Origin of the sequence: Halanaerobium saccharolyticum subsp. saccharolyticum DSM 6643, from assembly GCF_000350165.1 — a bacterium.
GTDB classification, from domain to species: Bacteria; Bacillota; Halanaerobiia; order Halanaerobiales; family Halanaerobiaceae; genus Halanaerobium; species Halanaerobium saccharolyticum.
In genome coordinates, this window is the sequence record NZ_CAUI01000023.1 from 298,125 (window position 1) to 316,795 (window position 18,671).

Genomic DNA, 18,671 nt, shown 5'->3' on the forward strand with positions numbered 1-18,671 from the left:
AAATATTTATATTTATAAATGATTATCACTTAAATTATATCATAATCTTTTTGTATAATTCCATTAAATACAAGAATTAATTATTATTTTTTTTATTATTAAAATCTTGACCTCTATTTTCTTCTGTATTTTCTGCTTCATCTTCTAAAATGTTATCCCCAAATTCTTCGATGTTCTCTCCAAATTCCTGAACTCTGTCAAAGAAGTTAGCCAACATCTCTGCCCGATCTGTAATATAGCCATCTGCACTGAACCAAGAAAAAATTTTTAATTGCCAGGAACGATTAATTACATAAGGAAAAACAAATAAGCCTCTTTTATGAGCAGTACCAATGTACCAGGGAAAGCTAACATGTCCTTTAGGAGCAATTCCATCTGCAACTTCTTCGGTGATTTCAAGCCATCCTCGCCAACGTCTTGGAGATACAAAATTTCTTTTAGTCAATAGAATTCTAGGTGAATCCGGGCGTAATTCTGAGAGTCTTTTTAAACTTGCTGGAGAAAATGAAAAAAACAGTATATAAGGTGTTTTATTTTCAATTTCAAATATTTCTTTATCTGCTAACAGATCTGTTATTTCTTTTTCAATTCCTTCATAAAGATAAGAACTTTTTAATTCTAATGCAAGCCCAACCCCAGTTTCAACTGGTTCTACAAACTCTAAAACCTGTTCCAAAGTCATTATGGTTAAATGACTATAAGCATCTTTAGCCCTTGCCGGATATTTAACATTAAACCAGGCACCATAATTTAATAATCTAAGTTCTTTTAAAGTGAAATTCTGAAGCTCATAGTTTTCGCGATCTGGGAACATGCTTTTTGCATTTGTTAAACGCAATAAATTAGTATCATGAAAAACCACTAATTCTCCATCCTTTGTCCGCTGTATATCAAGCTCAATATAATCAACACCGCTTTCAACTGCTTTTTTAACAGCAGGTACAGTTGACTCTGGCGCAGTATATGAGGAGCCTCGGTGAGCTACAAGTACTGGATAATCAAAATTATATTTTTCTATAATTTTTTTACCAAGTTTAGAAGGTCGAATTAAATAATAGAATTCAAAATATATAAATGAAAAAATTAATATTATAATTGAAATAACTATAAAATATTTAATTATTCCACCTCCTTAAAAATATCCCCCTGATTAATCATAAAAATACTACGCATATAAGCAATTATTTCATTTAATTCTTCTAATTTTTTTTGAGGTATTTCTATTTCTTTTTTCTGATCTTTTAGATGTCCCACTTTTAGCAATTCTTCAATCTCTTTAATAAAAAGCTGGCCATCTTTTAATAATTGTGGAGTTTCATGTAAAAACAAGATTGGATCTTCCTGTTCTAAAAATAATGATTTACCTACAAACTGCTTTGGCAGTTTCTGATATCCTAACAAATCAAGAATAGTTGGTGCAATATCGGTAGTGGTTCCCTCACGTTCATAAATTGTATTTTTAAGTTGGGGATGATTAATAAACAATGGAATATGATATGGAGTTTTAACATTACGCCAGAGAGTGAAATCTCTGCCTGATTCATATTCCATTGTTTTAATTTCTGATTCATGATCAGAATAAATTACTAAAAGTGTATTCTCCATAATCCCAGCTTTTTCAAGTTTGGAAATAAAATTCTTTAAAGATTTATCAAGAAAACTTATTGATTTAAAATAATTTTGTACCAAATTATTATCAACTTCTGCAAAATTTTCAACTGCCGTTTGTGGATAAAAATTAAAAGGAGTATGACTTGTTAACGAAATTAAGTAAGCAAAAAAAGGTTTTTCTTGCTGGGCTGCCTCTTTAATCAATCCAGCTGAAGCATCAAAAAAATCATAATCATTAATTCCCAACCCTCTATCTTTGGGAACTGGAAAAATAGTTTCTTTAAAATATCGTTGACTATAAAAATGATCAAAGCCTAAATCTGGATAGGCTTCAGCTCTATTAAAAAAATTACGGTCATTATTGTGAAAAGCCAGTGTCTGATATCCTTTGTCTTTAAGCAGTAGTGGCAGAGAATGAAATCGACTTAAATCAATATCTCTAAAAACATAACTTCTGTTAACTGGATAAAGTGAAGTTAAAGTTGATAAATCAGCATCAAAACTACCATTTACTTTTTGAGCATAAAAATTTTCAAAATAAAGACTTTCTTCTTTGAGATCATTTAAAAATGGTGTAATCTGTTTTCCCTGCTGCTTGTAATCTATTATTTTAGCATCAAGTGATTCAACCTGAATTAAAATAACATTTGTATTTTTAGCTAAAGTTTTAGTTCCACTTAACTGCTTCTGTTTTTGATAATATGGTATATCATCTAATTCTGGTCTAGGCTTTTTTTCACTTCGATGAAAATAACTATATGCTTCCATAGTATATAAAGGTAAAATCCCATATACCGAAGCCAGATAAGAACTACCTGATTGATAAAGCTTAACAGGACTTACTTCTCCCATAATAAGGCTTCCTGCAAAAACCTGGATAACTAAAACTAAGATAATTAATACAAAAACTGTTGTATTTTTTATAGTTGACTTTTTAAAGTAGAAGTTCCATAAACCCCAACTATCTGATAATTTTAAATCAGGTAATGAATTAAAACCAAAAACACCTAAAAGTGCCAGATCCAGAATAATTATTATATCTCTAAATTTAAAAATATGAGTAAACAAAACTTGATACATAGAAAATGTTCCAGTACCTTCTCCAGCAAAGATATCACTGACACTTAAGAAATTCCCAAAATAACGATTATACCAGTAATTAATCACAAAGAAAAAAGTGAAAATAAAGAGCATGAAAAACAACCTCTGTCTTATTTTCTTCGAAATAAGCAGAGGCTCAACAAATTTTAAATAACAAGCTACAAAAAATAAATTTCTGATAATCAATGCTGTTATCGAAGGTGCATAAAAAACCTGCAGCATCAAGTAATTATATTTTAAAATAAATGCCAGAAAAAGTATTAGCGATAAATAACGCATACGATTTTCCAATTTATAATTATTGATCACTTAAACTCCTCCTAGCTCTAAAATCATAATTCCATTTCGCTATAATCATATCAGATAATTAATTTGATGAAAAGTAATTTCTTAACACAATTGCTTATCGATATTTTAGATAGCAGTTTAATTTTAAAACCAAAGAAAAAACGAACAGTTAAAATGAACTGCTCGCCTTAACTCCTGCTTAGATTTATTGTAAAATTTATCAAAACTTTACCAAAGAAGACTCCTCCTAAATATCTTGTTTAGGGAAGAGATATTCACAATCTTTAAGTGTTTAAATATTATTGTCTAACTATTACTGAAACTCCATCTGGAATTGCAGTTATAGAAGCTTTAGCTTTCCCCAGAATTTTTTTAGCTTTTTTAACTGCATAATTTAAATTCTCTGCCCACTCCATCCCCATTTCTTCAATCATATCTTGTTTAGCAGGATCTGTAATCATAATAACTTTAAATTTAAGCATAATCCGTGCTAAAATTTGAGTTTCCCACTGATCAGGCACTGTTTCTTTGCGGCCTCTAGCAAGTATGTCATCCATAATCTGCTGAACACTTTTTGCATCTCTAAAAGTCTGGTAAAATTCTTCTCCTCCATGACCATCAGAGCATTCAGCTGCAATAATTATTACACCATCTTCTTTACAGGTGGCTTCAGCTGCTGTCATTCCTTTTACTGACTGATAAACATTTTGATCAAGTGGATAACCACCATTACTGGTAATTACTATATCCGCTGGTAAAGCATCCACTCCAGCTAAAGAATCAACAAATTCTGTGCCTTTTAGATGCGCTTTTTCTCTGTGGCCTGCAAAGGCATTAATTACTTTTTTCTCTGCATCAATTACTACATTTAAAATAAAAGCCAGTCCGGCTGCCTCAGCTGCATAAAGCATATCCTGATGCATTGGGTTAGCTTCTAAATTACCTGTTCTTGCATTGGCACTTGCAATAAATTCTGCACAATGATTAGCTAAAACTGTAGTTTTACTCGCTACTCCTGGCAGTACACTTTTACGTCCACCGGAAAACCCTGCAAAAAAGTGAGGCTCAATAAAACCTTCTGCAATTAATAAATCAGCTTCGACTGCTTTTTTATTTAAAAGCAGATTACCACCAGAAGGTAATTTACCTAAATTAACCATCTGTGATTGATCACGGCTATCATGCATTTCAATATTTACAAGTTCAACTATATCATCCCCATATTTGTCTCTCAGCTCCTCATCAGTTGAGGCTCTATGAAAACCAGTTGCTACTAAAATAGTAATTTCTACCTCTGGCGAACCCTTTTTAATTTCTTCTAAAATTAAAGGCATTGTAATATGACTCGGAACTGGACGAGTATGATCACTGGAGATAATAACAACCTCTTTTTTGTTTTTAACTAATTCTGATAATTTCTGACTATTTATTGGATTATCCAGGGCTTCTTTTACAATTTGTAATTCTGACTTTTCAGCTTTAAATTGATGGGCCTTAGAAACTAAAACCCCCTGCAGCTGATCTTTTTCAATTTCAATATCTAATTCCTTTCTCCCGAAAGGAAAACTGATCTTTTCCATAAAAATTTCCACTCCTATACATAATACTTTTTTATATTCTAAATTTTAAATAGTCTAAATAACAGTATTTATCTTTCCTTAATCAAATAAGACTAACAAAAGTTTAATGATTTAAAATATTGTTAATAATATAGGAACAAGAAAAACAGTAATTAACCCTGCAATCCCAATAGCTAATCCACTCATAGCACCTTCTGTTTCTCCCAACTCGATAGCTCTAGAAGTCCCCACTGCATGAGAAGATGTTCCAATAGCAATTCCTACTGCTACTTTATTTTTAATACCAAACAAATTACAAATAAAAGGTCCAATTACAGCCCCTAAAATACCAGTTAAAATAATTGCAGCTACTGTAATAGATGAAATTCCACCAATTTGTTTTGAAATTTCCATACCTATTGGAGTAGTTACTGATTTAGGAATCATTGCTAATCCAACTCCCACATCTAATTTAAATAATTTTGTTAAATATATTATAGATACTATCCCAGTTAAAGTACCTGTAGTAATCCCAATCAAAATTGCTTTATAGTTTGTTTTTAAAAGTTCAAGTCTGTTATACAGCGGGACTGCTAATATTACAGTTGCTGGCCCTAAGAAAAAAGATAATAAATCTCCGCCTTGATTATATATTTCCAAATCAATATTGAAAGCTACTAAAATAGATATTGTTAAAACTATGCTAACTAATAATGGATTAAACAAAGATAAATTTGTCTTTTTATTCAAGTAAATTCCTAACTCAAAAGTTAAAATAGAAATAATAAGCCCAAAGTAAGGCGTACTTATTAATTCTTCCATTAATTTTCCCTCCTCATAATAAACTGAATAGTTAAACCTGTAACCGCCATTATAATTATTGTAGAAGTGACTACTATTGTTAAAATAGCAAACCAATCTTCTTTTAATTGGTCTAAATTTTGTATCAAACTTACTCCTGGTGGAATAAAAAACAGTGCTAGATGATTTAACATAAATTCTGCAACTCGATCAATCATTTTTATTTTAATTAACCCTGTAGTAAGCAATACTAATAATAAAATCATTGCCAGAACATTTCCCGGAATAGGAGTTTTAAAGAAATGATTTATAATCTCTCCACTAAAAGCTATTAAAACCACAATTACAAATTGCCTAAAAATCTTCATTATTTTTATACACCTCCTTCATAAATTTAACTAATCTTATGATGGTCAGACCATCAGTACTCTATTAACTCTTTTCTAGATGAAAATCTAGATTCCTGCTTAATTTTTAAATTTTTTCAATATTATAAAAAATAAATAAATCACAAAAACTAATTGTACTACTCTTTAAGGTGATTTTCACATGAACCTCACCACCTAAATCATAGATTTAGATGGCGCTTCTAACTACTTCATATAGATTAAAACTCAACCTATATTACTAGGTTAGTTTACAAGATGTTTGGTTTTTAAGTCGCCTCCTAAGTTATTAGGATACCCTTAATCTTGAAGGATTGGCCACATATCCATTATCTCTCGCCTGTTTAATAGGTCTGAGAATACATTTATTTTTTAGGTATTTGCGAAGAATGTTAAGACTGCCATTCTGATCTGCATTAATTAATAGACCTTGATTAGTTTTAAAGAGACCTCTTTTAATTCTTCTGGATTTATTATAGTTGCTTTTATTTGTTTTTTCTAGATCTATTGCACTACAGCCAGAGGTATAACTTTCATTAATTTTAACAACTTTGATACCATTTAATTTAGCTTTATATTCAATTAGTTCTTTTAATCTTTGGATTGGTATTTGGACAAAAGATTTAAGCTTGCTGCTTTGCTTAATATTTTTTATATCTCCGATTACAATAGCAGAAACCTTATTTTCAACTGCGAGCTCAACTATTTTCCAACTTGCTTTATGGAGATAATCTCTAATATAATTTCTTCTCTTTAATCTGAGTCTTTTTATCTCGCTAGTATCTTTAATTTTACTGGTACCAAGCTGTTTCATTCTAATACTCTGCAGTCTTGCAATTTTTTTATTATAGTAAGCATTTTTAGATTTAATAGTTTTGCCATTGATAATATAACACTCAGAATTATTTTTAAATGTTAAGGTAGCTAAATTATCAAGCCCCAAATCTACTGCCATCATGTTGGATTTCTTACTTTCTTTTGCTTCTTTAACTTTGTAGATAATTAAAAGATACCATTTTTTAGAGATGTGATCCTGCTTGATCTTTATCTGCTGAACAGCATCTAAATCTACAATGCTTTGAACTGCTTCAGGCAGCTCAAAATTAAGGGCCTTCACATTATATTTAGATTGTATCTTTTTAGATAAGGACAAAAGCAATTTATCATCTCTAATTCTAATAGCTAAGTTGGTAAATATTATTTCGCAGGGGTTGCTGTTTAGATGTTTAAAATTTGGTGGTCCTGGCTGCCCTTTATATTTTTGAGGATTCTTATTATAATCTTTGAGAGAAGCAAAAAAACTTTTCCAGTCCTGAGCTAACTGTTTTAATGCCTGCTGTCTGTTATGAGAATGAAGGTATTCATTATGCCAGTTATTTTTAAACTGTTTTTCTAATTGAGTATAGACAGGTTTTTGCTCTTTATTATTTTTTACTTTATAATTAACTGTATTATATAATTTAGAGCAATGCCAGGCTAATTTCATAATTATCACTAACTGCTTATGGTTTAATTTAGGCTTAAATTTAAATGATAACCGCATTGATTTTTCACCTCCATTCTACTATAATTATACCATACATATGTTTGTATGTAAAAGAAAAAATGGAGTTTTAATTTTTATGAATAGAGACTTAAATAACAATTATTTAAGTTAGTCAATACATTAAAAACTGTATCTTCAAGACTTATCAAAAAGCAATATGAACAATATTTGAAAAAATATTATTGGAAGTCTGCTTTGTGGTCTAGGAGCTACTGTATTGTATCTACGGGTGGTGCTACTATTGAGATAATCAAAAAATATATTGAAAATCAAAGTAAATAGCCAATTCATCTCCACCCAATGCATAGCTTGGATGGAGTTTTCTTGGCAGTTTCAAATAAAAAAACCTGCCAATTAAGGCAGATTCTACTTTTTTAAATATTTAATTTAGATTGAGAGGTTCACGATGTTTCAATAGATGCCGACTGTGTTTTATTTTTCTTGATGTATTTCTTTATTAATCAATTTTTCAACATAATCAAGATGCGCTTTCATTGCTGCTGCTGCCTTTTCCGGAGCATGATCTTTAATCCCCTTAAAAATTTGCTGGTGCTGAAGAGCAAAGTCCTGCATTGTTTTTTCTGTTGAAACCAGCTTTGTTCTTGTATTTTTAATATGAAAATCCATAGCTTCCGAAATTGAGCGCATAAAAAAGAGAAGTACTTTATTGCCACTTGATCTGGCTATTGTATAATGAAACATCTTATCTGCATTAATGCTTTTGTCTTCATAACCTGAACTTGCTAGCAGATCATCAATATATCGCTTCATTTCTTTTATTTGAGAATCACTTGCTCTTTTTGCTGCTAATTTAACACAATCAATTTCTAAAACTCTTCGCATTTCAAGCAGTTCAGATGCTACATTATCATTTAAAAGTAGTATTAAAGATAGAGGATTAAAAACTTCTTCATCAAAGGAATCTCTAATAAATGTGCCTTCTCCTGGCCTACTCTCAATTAAACCAATCATTTCTAAAGCACTAAAAGCTTCTCTAATTGAAGCTCTACTAACACCCAACTCTTCTTTCAACTGCCTCTCTGAAGGAAGCTTATCTCCTTTTTTTAACTCTCCTTCATAAATCAACTCTCTTATTTGAGCAATAATCTGCTCATAAACTTTGTTGTTTTTTATCTGTTTAAATTCCATTATCCTGCCTCCAAAGTTAAAATTTGAATTTATCGCCAACTGATCCAAGTTTAACTCTTTCCCCAAATGCCTGTTTGAATTTGACGGCAGCTTCACGACCGGTGCAGTGTATGGGTACCAAAAGCTCAAAATCAATTTGAGAAAAATATTTTATCAGGTCTTCAATCTTATCGCTGCCGGCTCTTTTTAAATGCATACCACCAATAATTGCTCTAATTTTTTTATCTCCTACTTCAGCTATTATTTGATCAATAATATTTTTAACTCCTTTGTGACTGCAGCCTAACAAAATAACAAGACCACTTTCGCTTTCTAAATATAGAGAAGTATCATCATTAAAAAGATCAATCTTTTCTTTGTCATTTTCTTTAACTACGTATCTGGGATTTGTATAATTTTTAGGATCAGCCTGAATAACTCCTGTATTATAAATTCCTGGAGCCGCCATTGAATTATTTTCAGCAGCCTCAAAATTTTTTAACTCACTTTTTTGAAGAGCTGTACCAATAAATTCAAGTTCTTTTTCGGTTTTTTTATATTTCCCCATGAAAACTTCACTGTGAGCAAAAATTCTAAGCTCAGGTTTTAATTTTAATAATTCTTTTAAACCACCTGTATGATCATCATGCCCATGACTTAAAAATATAGTGTCAATTTCTTTTAAATCAATACCTAATTTTTTAGCATTACCAAAAAGCACTTTACCCTGACCGGTATCAAATAAATATTCTTTGCCATTATATTTAAAATAAAGGGAAAGACCATGTTCAGCCAACAAATCCCTCTTTTCAACATTATTTTCTGCTAAAATTGTTATTTCTAAATTTTTAGACATTGAATTCACCTCAATTTAGTTACTTTAAATCATTAAACAAATAAGTTGCTTCTAAATTATTAAATTCTCTAAAAAAATACGATTTCCTGCTTAAAGTTCTTTATATCAAGTATATATTATAAAGTTAAAGTTTTCCAATCCACAAAAAGGATTATCAGTTATAATCGAGAAGTTATAATTTAAGCTAATTAAAAATATAAATTTATCAAAGAAGGTGAAAAAAGGAATTATGAATAAAAAGAAAATCATATTTTTAATTTTAATTGCAGCAATTTTGATATTTTTTTCTTTCAATACAACTGCTCAAAACTTAAAAATACATTTCATTGATGTTGGCCAGGGAGATTCAATTCTAATTGAAGAAGCTGGTGGGAAAAATATTTTGGTAGACGGTGGTGATCGCGCTGATGAAATTGCAGCTGGAATTATTAATTATTTAAAAGACCAAAATATTAAAAAGTTAGATTACATAATTAGTACTCATCCTCATGCAGATCATATAGGAGGATTAGTTGATATTATTAACAACTTTGAAATCGGACAAATATGGGATAGTGGTAAAATTCACAGTTCTATGACTTATGAAAATTATTTAATTAAAATTGATCAAGAAAACATTGCCTTTGATACTCCCAGGCAGGGAGATAAATTTAGAATTGGCAAAAGTGAAATTATCTTTTTACATCCAGACCAAAAACTTGATAATTATGATTTAAACAATTCTTCGCTGGTTTTTGTACTAAAGTATGGTCAGCAAAATTTTTTATTTACCGGAGATATCGAAAAAGAAGTTGAAACAGAATTATTAGCTGAAAATCCTAATTTAAAAGCAGATATTATAAAGGTTCCTCACCATGGGAGTGATACTTCCAGCTTAGCAAGTTGGGTCAAGGTTTTAAAGCCTAAAATAGCTGTAATCCAGGTTGGAGAAAATCATTATGGACATCCAGCAGCAACGGTTATTAAACTTTATCAAAATCAAGGGGCTCAGGTATATAGAAATGATTTGAATGGAAATGTTGTAATTACTGCTGATGGCAAAAATTATACTGTTAAAATAGATAAAATTGCTAATAACATAATGTCTGACAAAAATATTAGTCAAAAGCAAAATTATTCAAAAAAAGTAAAAAAAGAGTTAATTAATATTAATGCTGCAGATGCTTCAACTTTAGATATACTCTGGGGAATAGGGCCTGCTACTGCTAATAAAATTATTGAGTATCGAAGTGAAAATGGTCCCTTTGAAAAACTTGAAGAAATTAAAAATGTTGATGGAATTGATGATGGCAAATTTGACCATTGGCATGATAAAATTACTGTTGAGTGAAACTTTTTAACTTATACCCGGTACTGAAAAGGTATTGTACTTAAAACACATAAAAATATGAAAGGATGGTTTTATGAAAGTAACAGTTGATAAAATTGAAAATGATAAGGCAAGGCTTTTAATTCGCCCTGATGAAAAAGAAGAATTCTATTTGCCCCTAGCTAAACTGCCAAAAGGGACTGCAGAAGGGAGTATCTTAGAAATGAATTTTGAATTAAACGAAGACGAAAAAAAAGCCGCCGAAAAAAGAGTCGGCAGCCTGTTAGATAAACTTAAAAATAAGAAGAGCTGAAATTAATCAGCTCTTTTTTTATTATTTAAATTTAATATAATTCTGGAACAAGACTATGTCTTAAATCCAAAGCTAAGTTTTCAATTGCAGTTCTAGAACTTTGATCTAAAATAAATTTCAAATCAAAAGTTATTTGCTGCACACCATTTTTACCGCTAAATTTTGCTGTAGTAGAATTTAAATTCTGCCATTCATAATCACTTTGATTACTTTTCCTAATCATTATTTTAGAATTCAAATTTTTATTATTCAAACGCAAATGCCATTTTGTATTACTTAAAATATTTAGTTTTAAAGCTTCTTCAATTACAATTTCTTTGCTGCCATTATAATTACTCATTAAATATGAATAATTTATATTGGGTTCTTCAATAATTTCAAGACGTTGAAATATAGGAATCTTTGCTCTTACTAAAACTCTAGCTTCACGCCTAAGTTGATCCTCATTATCAGCAGCAGCTTCAACAAAATTAGTTGTCGAAAAAACACTAAAAATTAAGAGTAAAAAGACAAAAATCCTTAACCCTGTACTTCTCAAGTTAAATTTCATTATTTCCTCCTTTTAGCAGCCGGCTATCTCAAGTTGAGATCCTTAGCTTTGTGTCACTGCCTCAAAGCAGTTTTACCCTTTAAAAGAGGGCTGAAAAATAAAAATCCTGTCATATATTAAATGACAGGTCAAGCTTGCCCCTTGCCAGGTAGTTTCACAACCATTGTTTGAAAACATTAGGTCTGAAAACTTTGCGCCTCTATCCTTTCGGATTGAGTTGCCCTTTTCTGTCAGGTTAATTCTTATTTGATTTAATTATATCAGCTTGAAAATTAAAATCAAGTAATTTTTGGTAAATATTTAAAAAGGTGAATTGAAAATTACAAAATGTTAGGTTTTGATTTTCTAGACATTAAAAAATGGCGGTAAGCCTATTATGACCTACCACCATTTATATTAATTTTATTCAATTTTAATTATTTATTCTTCTCTCAGTTATTTACTTATGGACGCATTGAATCAAATAGCAGATCTGAGAATTCAGTATTCTGCATCATTCCATTAAATGCTTCTGCTCCTTCACCATAAGCAAAGACTGGTACTGAGTTAAGTGTGTGTCCACCAGTAGAGGAATTAGCTCTAATGCGAGAACTTAGAACTCCTGCCTGATACTCTTGAGCAATAACAGAGCCGATCTCCCATCCTACAAGATAGGTATACTTGAGATTACCTTCTTCATCTACAACTTTCTCATTGAAACTGGCAACTTCTGTATCGGATAAAGAAATATTTGCATATTCTTCAAATACTGACTTAACACTCTCTACAGTAAATCCATTCCCATTTTCTTTAGCTGTCATCTGTGCAGCCATATATTCTGGAGAAACATCAATGTTCATTAAAGCTTCTTTATTAATTGGTTCAGATACTGAAAAACCAAGAGTTTCATGGTCAGCTGTTACAATAACTAAAGTATCTCCATTTTCCTCAGCAAAATCCATTGCTGCTCTTACACTGGCATCAAAATCAAGAGTTTCAGCTACAACGCCAGGGATATCTGCTGCATGAGATGCATGGTCAATTCTGGCACCTTCTGCCATTAAGAAAAATCCATCTTCATCTTCAGAAAGTACTTCTAGAGCCTTTTTAGTCATTGCTTCCATTGAAGGTTCATTAGAACCAACATCATCACGATCATTAACATAGTTCATATATGAATCATTAAATAAACCAAGAAGCTTTCCATCCATGGCAATAACTTTTTCTAATTGAGTTTTATCAGATACATACTGATAACCGTTTTCTTTAGCTTTAGCGATTAAATTTTCGCCAGCTTCTTCTTCCATAAAGTCTTCACGGCCACCACCAAGCATTACATCTACACCATTATTAATAGCCTGCTTGGCAATTTCTCCACCCATACCTCTATCTTCAACTGAGGCAATAAAGGCAGCTGGAGTTGCATCAGTTACAGTATTTGTACTGATTACACCTGTAGCTTTGTTTCTAACCTGAGCAAAGTCTAATACAGAATCCAGTTCAGCACCATTTTTATTCATAGCAATTGCACCATTATATACCTTATGGCCTGTTGCCATTGCAGTACCGGCTGCAGCTGAATCTGTAACTCCCTCAGTAGAACTGGTCATCATAATACCAGTTTCAGGTAGTTTCATTAATTCAAGTTCATGGTCTTTATCCCCAGCAAGATAGCGTGTCATATCAATCTGGCCAATTCCCAGACCATCACCTATCAATAAAATTACATTTTTAACTTCAGCCTGGGCAGCTGCAGTAAATATCAAAGCAAAAACTAAGAACAATGAAGCTACTAACATTAATTTTTTGGACTTTTTAAACATAAATTTAATTCCTCCTTAAAATTTTTGTTTGTCAGACGACTGATGTGTCCTTATTATTTTTATTCAATAGAAGAGGTGCAAACCCTTCTTTTTTTAAGATTTTTTCTGAAAATTATAAAGATGACTATGCTCATTTAGTCTAATGAAAATATGGCAACTTTGTCTCCTTTAAGATACTGCCACTTACCAGTAAATCCAGCTTTCATGGCACCAATTTCCAGGTGCAGCATAGCAATTCCGCAGTCAATATTTTTTGAGCGCTCCTCATTTTTTTCTTTATTGTCCAGCTGAATAATTATAGAATTTCCTTCAATTTTAAAACGCCAGGGCTGGCGATTCAGTGCTGATGGAGCTAATCTTGCTGTTTCAAGAGCAGTAATCATCCACTCAGGTATTTTTTCTAAATTATTTTTATTTACTATTAATTTTTTTAAATCTAATCTTTTTTTACTTTTTATAACTTTTTTTAAAACTCTTTCTGAAATAGTTGGCTTAGCTTCCGGATAACCAATAGGAGAAATAGCATAGAGTTTTTCTTTTTGATTTAAATTTAAATCAGCCAGTACTTTATCTGATTTAAAGGTACCAGAAACCCAGCAACTTCCGAGCTCTAAAGCGGTGGCCTCTAATATAACTGCTTCTCCTCCATAACCGATTTTTTCTTCCATATTAGAAATATCTTCTCGGCCTACAAAAGCCAGATAAGCTGGTGCTCCAGTAATTTTACCGTAACTTCCAATTATTCCAGTAAATATCTCTTCCACTTCTTTTTGAATCAAAATAATTCTCAATCCTTCAATATCATTGTTTAACACTTCGATTAGATTGTTCAATTTTTTAATTTTTCGTTTTTCAATAATTTTAGAATTAAACTGCCGTCTTGAATTTCGCTCTTTGACTGCCTGATACCATCTTTTTGCAGGTATTTCCATTCTCAATCTACCCCTTTCTTTTATCCCATATTAAAGCCCCTCCGAAAGGGAGAGGCTGTTTAAATTGAAGTACTCTATTTAACTTAAGAACTAATTCCATAGGTTTCGTCATCAAAATCAATCCTATATATTCTTTTTTGCTGATCAATATTATCAATTTTCGCCATATCTTCTGAACTCAGTTCCCAATTAAAAAGTTCTAAGTTTTCTTCTATATGGGCTTTGCTTCTCGATTTTGGCAGAGGTACAACATCTTTTTGAAGCTCCCATTTTAGAACAATTTGAGCCGGAGATTTATCATATTTATCTGCCAGTTCAACAATTGTATTATCTTCTAAAACTTCAGTTCTTGCCAGTGGTGCAGCAGCTTCTAATACTACATCATTTTCTTTACAGAGTTCAAGTAGTTCTTTTTGATATAACCATGGGTGAAATTCTATTTGGTTTACTGTAATTGGTACCGGTGTAATTTTTAAAGCAGCATTTAATTGATAAGCAGAAAAGTTACTAACACCAATATTCTTAACCAGACCTTGATCGCGAAGATATTTCATTGCCTGCAGGGTTTCTCTTAAAGAAATTGCAGGGTTTGGCCAGTGAATTAAGTAGAGATCAAGATAATCAGTACCTAATTTTTCTAAAGAGCGCTCACAGGCTTTGATAACGCTTTCATAATTTAAGTTAGAAGGTAAAACTTTGGATGTTATAAATAGTTCATCTCGATCATAATTTTCTAAAACTTCACCAATTCCCCCTTCATTATGATAACCTTCAGCAGTATCAATGTGATTATAGCCTGCCTTTAAGGCGATTTCTACATTTTCGCCTACATTTTCTTCAGCAATATCCCAGGTTCCATATGCTATCACAGGAATCTCGTCACCAGTCTTTAATTTACGTGTTGGAATCATTTTATTCCTCCTTTTGGATATGTCGTTAACTCAAATCTAACTATTTTTAGAATTTTTATTTTTTAAGTTTTTCTTCTTATTAATATATTATAGAATATAATTTAATTTCCTGTTTAAATTTTAAATTTCTTTATTTATCATTAAGTTAAATATTTATAAAATTATTTTTTAGCTGAAAGCTTTAATTATGTTATAATAAATTTAACAATAAATCAAAAAGGAGGACCTGCTATCAAAAAAGCATTAGTTTTAATATTTCTGTTTTTGATAATATTTGTTTTTTCCTTTCATATTAAAGAGGAAATGTTAAAAAATAATTCAATTAAAATCTTTATTATAGATTCTAAAGTTGAGTCAGAATTTTTAAGTAGTCCAGCTCTAAAAATTAGTTCAGATAGCAGTCACGGCAGTAAAGTTGCTGCAGTAATCCGCAGTCAGAGTCGTGCTGATATTAAAACTCTTTCTGCTGAAAACATCATTGGCCGTATTGATAAAAAAAATTATCTGAGTGCTTTAAGAAAAGTTGAAAATTATGCAGCAGTTCATCCTCAAGAAACTATAATTGTTAATATCAGTCTTGGTTTTGAAAAAGCTGAATCACAGGCAGATATTATCAAAGATATTAATACATTGGATAATATAATTATAGTTGCAGCTGCGGGTAATAATAATAGTGAGAATATCGCCTATCCTGCTAGATTGGAAGAGGTAGTTGCAGCTGCAGCACTGGAAAATGATAAAAAAATGCCAGCTTCTAATTACGGCCCAGAAATTGATCTCGCTGCCTCTGGAATTATAAAAATAACACAGAGACACTACCTGCCTGCTCTAAACTTCAGCCGAAGCTACAAATTAAGCGGTACCTCTTTTGCAGCACCTCAGATTAGTGCCCTATTAGCTGATCTATTATCTTTACAGCCTGAGCTCAAAATTGAAGATGCTCTAAAAATCATTAAAAACACCTCTGAAAATATAAATGATCCTCTTTTTGCAGAAAACAAACTTGGCTCCGGTCGAATTAATAGGTTTAAAGCTTTAAGCAGAGCTAACGCTTACTATTTCTGGCTGCAGTTAGCACTTTATTCTTCTTTGATTACGGCTGCTCTTCTAATCCTTTATTATTGCTGGCATAAATATTCTCTAAGCGGTGTCTTTATTTTTATAACAATTTCAATCACTACTTTTTTAATCCAACCATTTTTGTTAGTCATTTATTATAAATTTGGGATTTCCAAAATTAGTTTTTTCTTTTTAAGCCTCACCCTTCTATACCTCTTATTTTTAAAGATCACCGCTCTTTATCTCAAAAAAACTGATAATTTTTATCTACTCCTTAAACTGGCCCCTTATTTAAATGATAAGCTAAAAGCACAGATAAACAATAAAATTAAAAATGCGTTAACTGACAAAAACACAAAAAGCATTACAAAAATAGAAAGTTTTATTATTAACAAGCTTAGAAAAAGCAGTTCTCAAAATAAAATAAACTTTTATCTAAAAATTGCTGCAGATTTTAAAAAGCCGCCTCTAAAAATGATTGTAAACAAATCATTAAATTACAAAATTACGGTTAAAAAAATAGCTTCAAATTTAGATTTAACTGCAAGAAAAAAAGAATATCAATTTTATATAATTGCTGAAATACTCTCTATAATTTTTAATGGTGATTATTCGCAGAAGAAAAAAGCTGCAGAACTTGCTGCAGAACTTAAAAGCCCTTTAATTTTAATCCCAATTAAAAACACTTTAATAAAAAGAAACGAATTTAATCAGAGTTCTGTAACCCTGTATTTTTTGTTAGATATATTAGGAGCCTTTGCAGTTGAGGCTGCAGATATTTCTCATCTGCTCAAAGAAATTATTAATCAAGAAAGCAATCCCTGGCTTAAATATCATGCACTACAGGCTTATCTCAAAATAGCAGTTAATGATAAGGATTATCAAAAATTCATCAAAAAAATTAAAGCAAAAGAAAAAGAGCCAGTTTTATTGGCTCTTAGATAATTTTAATATATTTTACTTTCAGAATCAGGAATCTTTAAGCTGATTGACTAGAGCTCTATTTAATTCACCTAGAATACCCTGTTTGCCAGCCATCTGACTATATTCCTTTGTTAACATATCTGAAAAAACATCCTCAGCATAACCACCATCAAACATTTTTTCTTCAGGTAATGTTTTTTTCATTGATGAAAACATCTTTTCTAAAAATATAGCAGTAAATTTCTCTGCTTCTTTTTCAATTTCTTTTATATTTTCTTTTTTTTGCTCTATATTATTTGTCTTAGTAGCTTTATTTTTTAAATTAGCCTTTAATTTTTTAATTTGATTTTCATCTAAATTGTTTTTTTGCATATCCAGTTGCTGTCTAGCCAGATTATTATTCATACTGTTGATCTTAATTATAATTACCCCCTAAATAAACTATTATTATCTTAATTCCAGTTCTGCATGTAAAGCCCCTGCAGCCTTAATTTTTTGAATAATTGAGATAATATCACGTGGAGTAGCACCGATTGCATTTAAAGCTGTAACGAGATCTTCAATTGCATTTTCCTGCCGGACAACCACTAAATTGCTCTCTTCGCCTTCGTCTACCTCAATTTGAGTTTCTTCAGTTTCAACAGTTTCGCCTCCACTAAACGGAGGAGGTTGAGATACTTCTGTACTGGTGCTTATTTTGACTGAAAGATTACCATGCGCAACAGCTACTGTTGAAATTTTAACATTATGAGTAAAAACTACAGTCCCTGTTTTTTCATCAATAACTACTCTGGCTTTTAGACCGGGACGAACTTTAACTCGATTAATTTCAGCAATAAATTCAACAACTCTATTCGAATAATTATCAGGAACTGAGACATTCACTGTTGCCGAATCAACCGCTCTTGCTGCTGCAGAAGAATTTAAATTATTGTTAATTCTGGCTGCAATCTGACTTGCTGTTTCAAAATTTGGATTTTCTAAAATATACGTTAAATTATTCGAATCAATTTTTCCAGCAAGTTCTTTTTCTACCATTGCTCCACCTGGTATCCTGCCCGCAGTTGGATGATTTTGACGCTGAGTATTTCCACCACCACTAACATTATAGCCTCCAATAGAAACTGGTCCCTGAGCTGAAGCATAAATTTCACCATTAGGTGCCTTAAGAGGCGTCAGCAGGAGTGTTCCACCTTGAAGACTATCTGCATCCCCCAGAGAACTAACAGCAATATCAATTTGATCACCGCTATGAACAAATGGAGGTAAAGAAGCTGTCACCATAACTGCAGCAATATTTCCACTACTCACCTGATTAGCATCGACATTAACTCCAAAATTCTGCAGCATATTAGCAACACTTTGAACAGTTGCCTGACTCCGACTAGAGTCACCACTTCCATTTAAACCAACAACAATTCCATAACCAATTAATTGATTTTCTCTAACACCCTTAAGTCGAGTAATATTACCTATTTCAACCTCTGTATATTCCGCTGCTTCCAGCATAAATGGAAAAAGCAAAAATATTAAAGTTAATAGTATTATTTTTTTTAATAAAGTTTTCTTTAAATTAAACAAGATACCCCTTCTTT

Annotated in this window: 17 protein-coding genes, 1 pseudogene and 2 riboswitches; of the genes and pseudogenes, 4 read left to right on the plus strand and 14 right to left on the minus strand. The window is 31.3% G+C overall.

Annotated features, from left to right (window positions below; genetic code table 11):
- Positions 1-76: 76 nt before the first annotated feature.
- The 6 genes from HSACCH_RS11520 to HSACCH_RS11545 form a co-directional block, all read right to left on the minus strand.
- The gene (locus HSACCH_RS11520) at positions 77-1,123 is read right to left on the minus strand and encodes a glycerophosphodiester phosphodiesterase family protein (RefSeq protein WP_327049775.1); all 1,047 of its coding nucleotides are present in this window, start codon (positions 1,121-1,123) and stop codon (positions 77-79) included.
- The gene (locus tag HSACCH_RS11525; RefSeq protein ID WP_005489992.1) at positions 1,120-3,021 is read right to left on the minus strand and encodes an LTA synthase family protein; all 1,902 of its coding nucleotides are present in this window, start codon (positions 3,019-3,021) and stop codon (positions 1,120-1,122) included. Before HSACCH_RS11525 ends, HSACCH_RS11520 begins: the two co-directional genes overlap by 4 nt.
- Before the next feature lie 278 nt (positions 3,022-3,299).
- Positions 3,300-4,580, minus strand: coding sequence for a nickel-dependent lactate racemase (gene larA, locus HSACCH_RS11530; protein ID WP_005489994.1), 1,281 nt, complete (start codon positions 4,578-4,580; stop codon positions 3,300-3,302).
- A 111-nt stretch (positions 4,581-4,691) separates the two neighbouring features.
- On the minus strand, positions 4,692-5,381 hold the full coding sequence (locus HSACCH_RS11535; RefSeq protein ID WP_005489995.1) for an LrgB family protein: 690 nt from the start codon (positions 5,379-5,381) through the stop codon (positions 4,692-4,694).
- Positions 5,381-5,728 (minus strand): CidA/LrgA family protein, encoded by a 348-nt coding sequence (locus HSACCH_RS11540; RefSeq protein ID WP_005489997.1) that lies wholly within the window; start codon positions 5,726-5,728, stop codon positions 5,381-5,383. Before HSACCH_RS11540 ends, HSACCH_RS11535 begins: the two co-directional genes overlap by 1 nt.
- 307 nt (positions 5,729-6,035) lie before the next feature.
- The gene (locus HSACCH_RS11545; RefSeq protein WP_005489998.1) at positions 6,036-7,289 is read right to left on the minus strand and encodes an RNA-guided endonuclease InsQ/TnpB family protein; all 1,254 of its coding nucleotides are present in this window, start codon (positions 7,287-7,289) and stop codon (positions 6,036-6,038) included.
- 117 nt (positions 7,290-7,406) lie between these two features.
- Here HSACCH_RS11545 and HSACCH_RS14325 point away from each other — a divergent pair.
- A pseudogene (locus tag HSACCH_RS14325) lies at positions 7,407-7,574 on the plus strand (transposase); the annotation flags it as partial.
- Between the two features lie 150 nt (positions 7,575-7,724).
- Here the strand turns inward: HSACCH_RS14325 and HSACCH_RS11550 are convergent.
- Both HSACCH_RS11550 and HSACCH_RS11555 read right to left on the minus strand, forming a co-directional pair.
- Positions 7,725-8,441 carry a FadR/GntR family transcriptional regulator gene (locus tag HSACCH_RS11550; RefSeq protein ID WP_005489999.1) on the minus strand — a complete coding sequence of 239 codons (717 nt, stop codon included), beginning with the start codon at positions 8,439-8,441 and terminating at the stop codon, positions 7,725-7,727.
- Between the two features lie 16 nt (positions 8,442-8,457).
- Positions 8,458-9,276 carry an MBL fold metallo-hydrolase gene (locus HSACCH_RS11555; protein ID WP_005490000.1) on the minus strand — a complete coding sequence of 273 codons (819 nt, stop codon included), beginning with the start codon at positions 9,274-9,276 and terminating at the stop codon, positions 8,458-8,460.
- Positions 9,277-9,505: 229 nt separating this feature from the next.
- On the opposite strand from HSACCH_RS11555, the gene HSACCH_RS11560 reads away from it, so the two are divergent.
- Positions 9,506-10,606, plus strand: coding sequence for an MBL fold metallo-hydrolase (locus HSACCH_RS11560; protein ID WP_005490001.1), 1,101 nt, complete (start codon positions 9,506-9,508; stop codon positions 10,604-10,606).
- Between the two features lie 73 nt (positions 10,607-10,679).
- A complete protein-coding gene (locus HSACCH_RS11565) occupies positions 10,680-10,898 on the plus strand; it encodes a DUF3006 domain-containing protein (protein ID WP_005490002.1) in 219 nt (72 codons plus the stop codon).
- A 31-nt stretch (positions 10,899-10,929) separates the two neighbouring features.
- Here the strand turns inward: HSACCH_RS11565 and HSACCH_RS11570 are convergent, their stop codons facing one another.
- The 4 genes from HSACCH_RS11570 to HSACCH_RS11585 form a co-directional block, all read right to left on the minus strand.
- Positions 10,930-11,448, minus strand: a complete 519-nt coding sequence (locus tag HSACCH_RS11570; protein WP_005490003.1) for a hypothetical protein — start codon at positions 11,446-11,448, stop codon at positions 10,930-10,932.
- 11 nt (positions 11,449-11,459) lie between these two features.
- Positions 11,460-11,535, minus strand: a riboswitch (cyclic di-GMP riboswitch).
- Between the two features lie 57 nt (positions 11,536-11,592).
- Positions 11,593-11,680: riboswitch (cyclic di-GMP riboswitch) on the minus strand.
- A gap of 211 nt (positions 11,681-11,891) precedes the next feature.
- Entirely contained in the window at positions 11,892-13,250 is a 1,359-nt protein-coding gene (locus HSACCH_RS11575) for an alkaline phosphatase (RefSeq protein ID WP_005490004.1), read from the minus strand.
- A gap of 134 nt (positions 13,251-13,384) precedes the next feature.
- Positions 13,385-14,182 (minus strand): nitroreductase family protein, encoded by a 798-nt coding sequence (locus tag HSACCH_RS11580; protein ID WP_005490005.1) that lies wholly within the window; start codon positions 14,180-14,182, stop codon positions 13,385-13,387.
- A gap of 83 nt (positions 14,183-14,265) precedes the next feature.
- Positions 14,266-15,093, minus strand: coding sequence for an aldo/keto reductase (locus tag HSACCH_RS11585; RefSeq protein WP_005490006.1), 828 nt, complete (start codon positions 15,091-15,093; stop codon positions 14,266-14,268).
- A 303-nt stretch (positions 15,094-15,396) separates the two neighbouring features.
- On the opposite strand from HSACCH_RS11585, the gene HSACCH_RS11590 reads away from it, so the two are divergent.
- Complete coding sequence (locus HSACCH_RS11590; protein ID WP_005490007.1) at positions 15,397-17,097, plus strand: S8 family peptidase; 1,701 nt, start codon at positions 15,397-15,399, stop codon at positions 17,095-17,097.
- A gap of 24 nt (positions 17,098-17,121) precedes the next feature.
- On the opposite strand, the gene HSACCH_RS11595 is transcribed toward HSACCH_RS11590, so the two are convergent.
- The gene (locus HSACCH_RS11595) at positions 17,122-17,481 is read right to left on the minus strand and encodes a rod-binding protein (protein ID WP_005490008.1); all 360 of its coding nucleotides are present in this window, start codon (positions 17,479-17,481) and stop codon (positions 17,122-17,124) included.
- Positions 17,482-17,523: 42 nt separating this feature from the next.
- Positions 17,524-18,657, minus strand: a complete 1,134-nt coding sequence (locus tag HSACCH_RS11600; protein ID WP_005490009.1) for a flagellar basal body P-ring protein FlgI — start codon at positions 18,655-18,657, stop codon at positions 17,524-17,526.
- Positions 18,658-18,671: the final 14 nt, after the last annotated feature.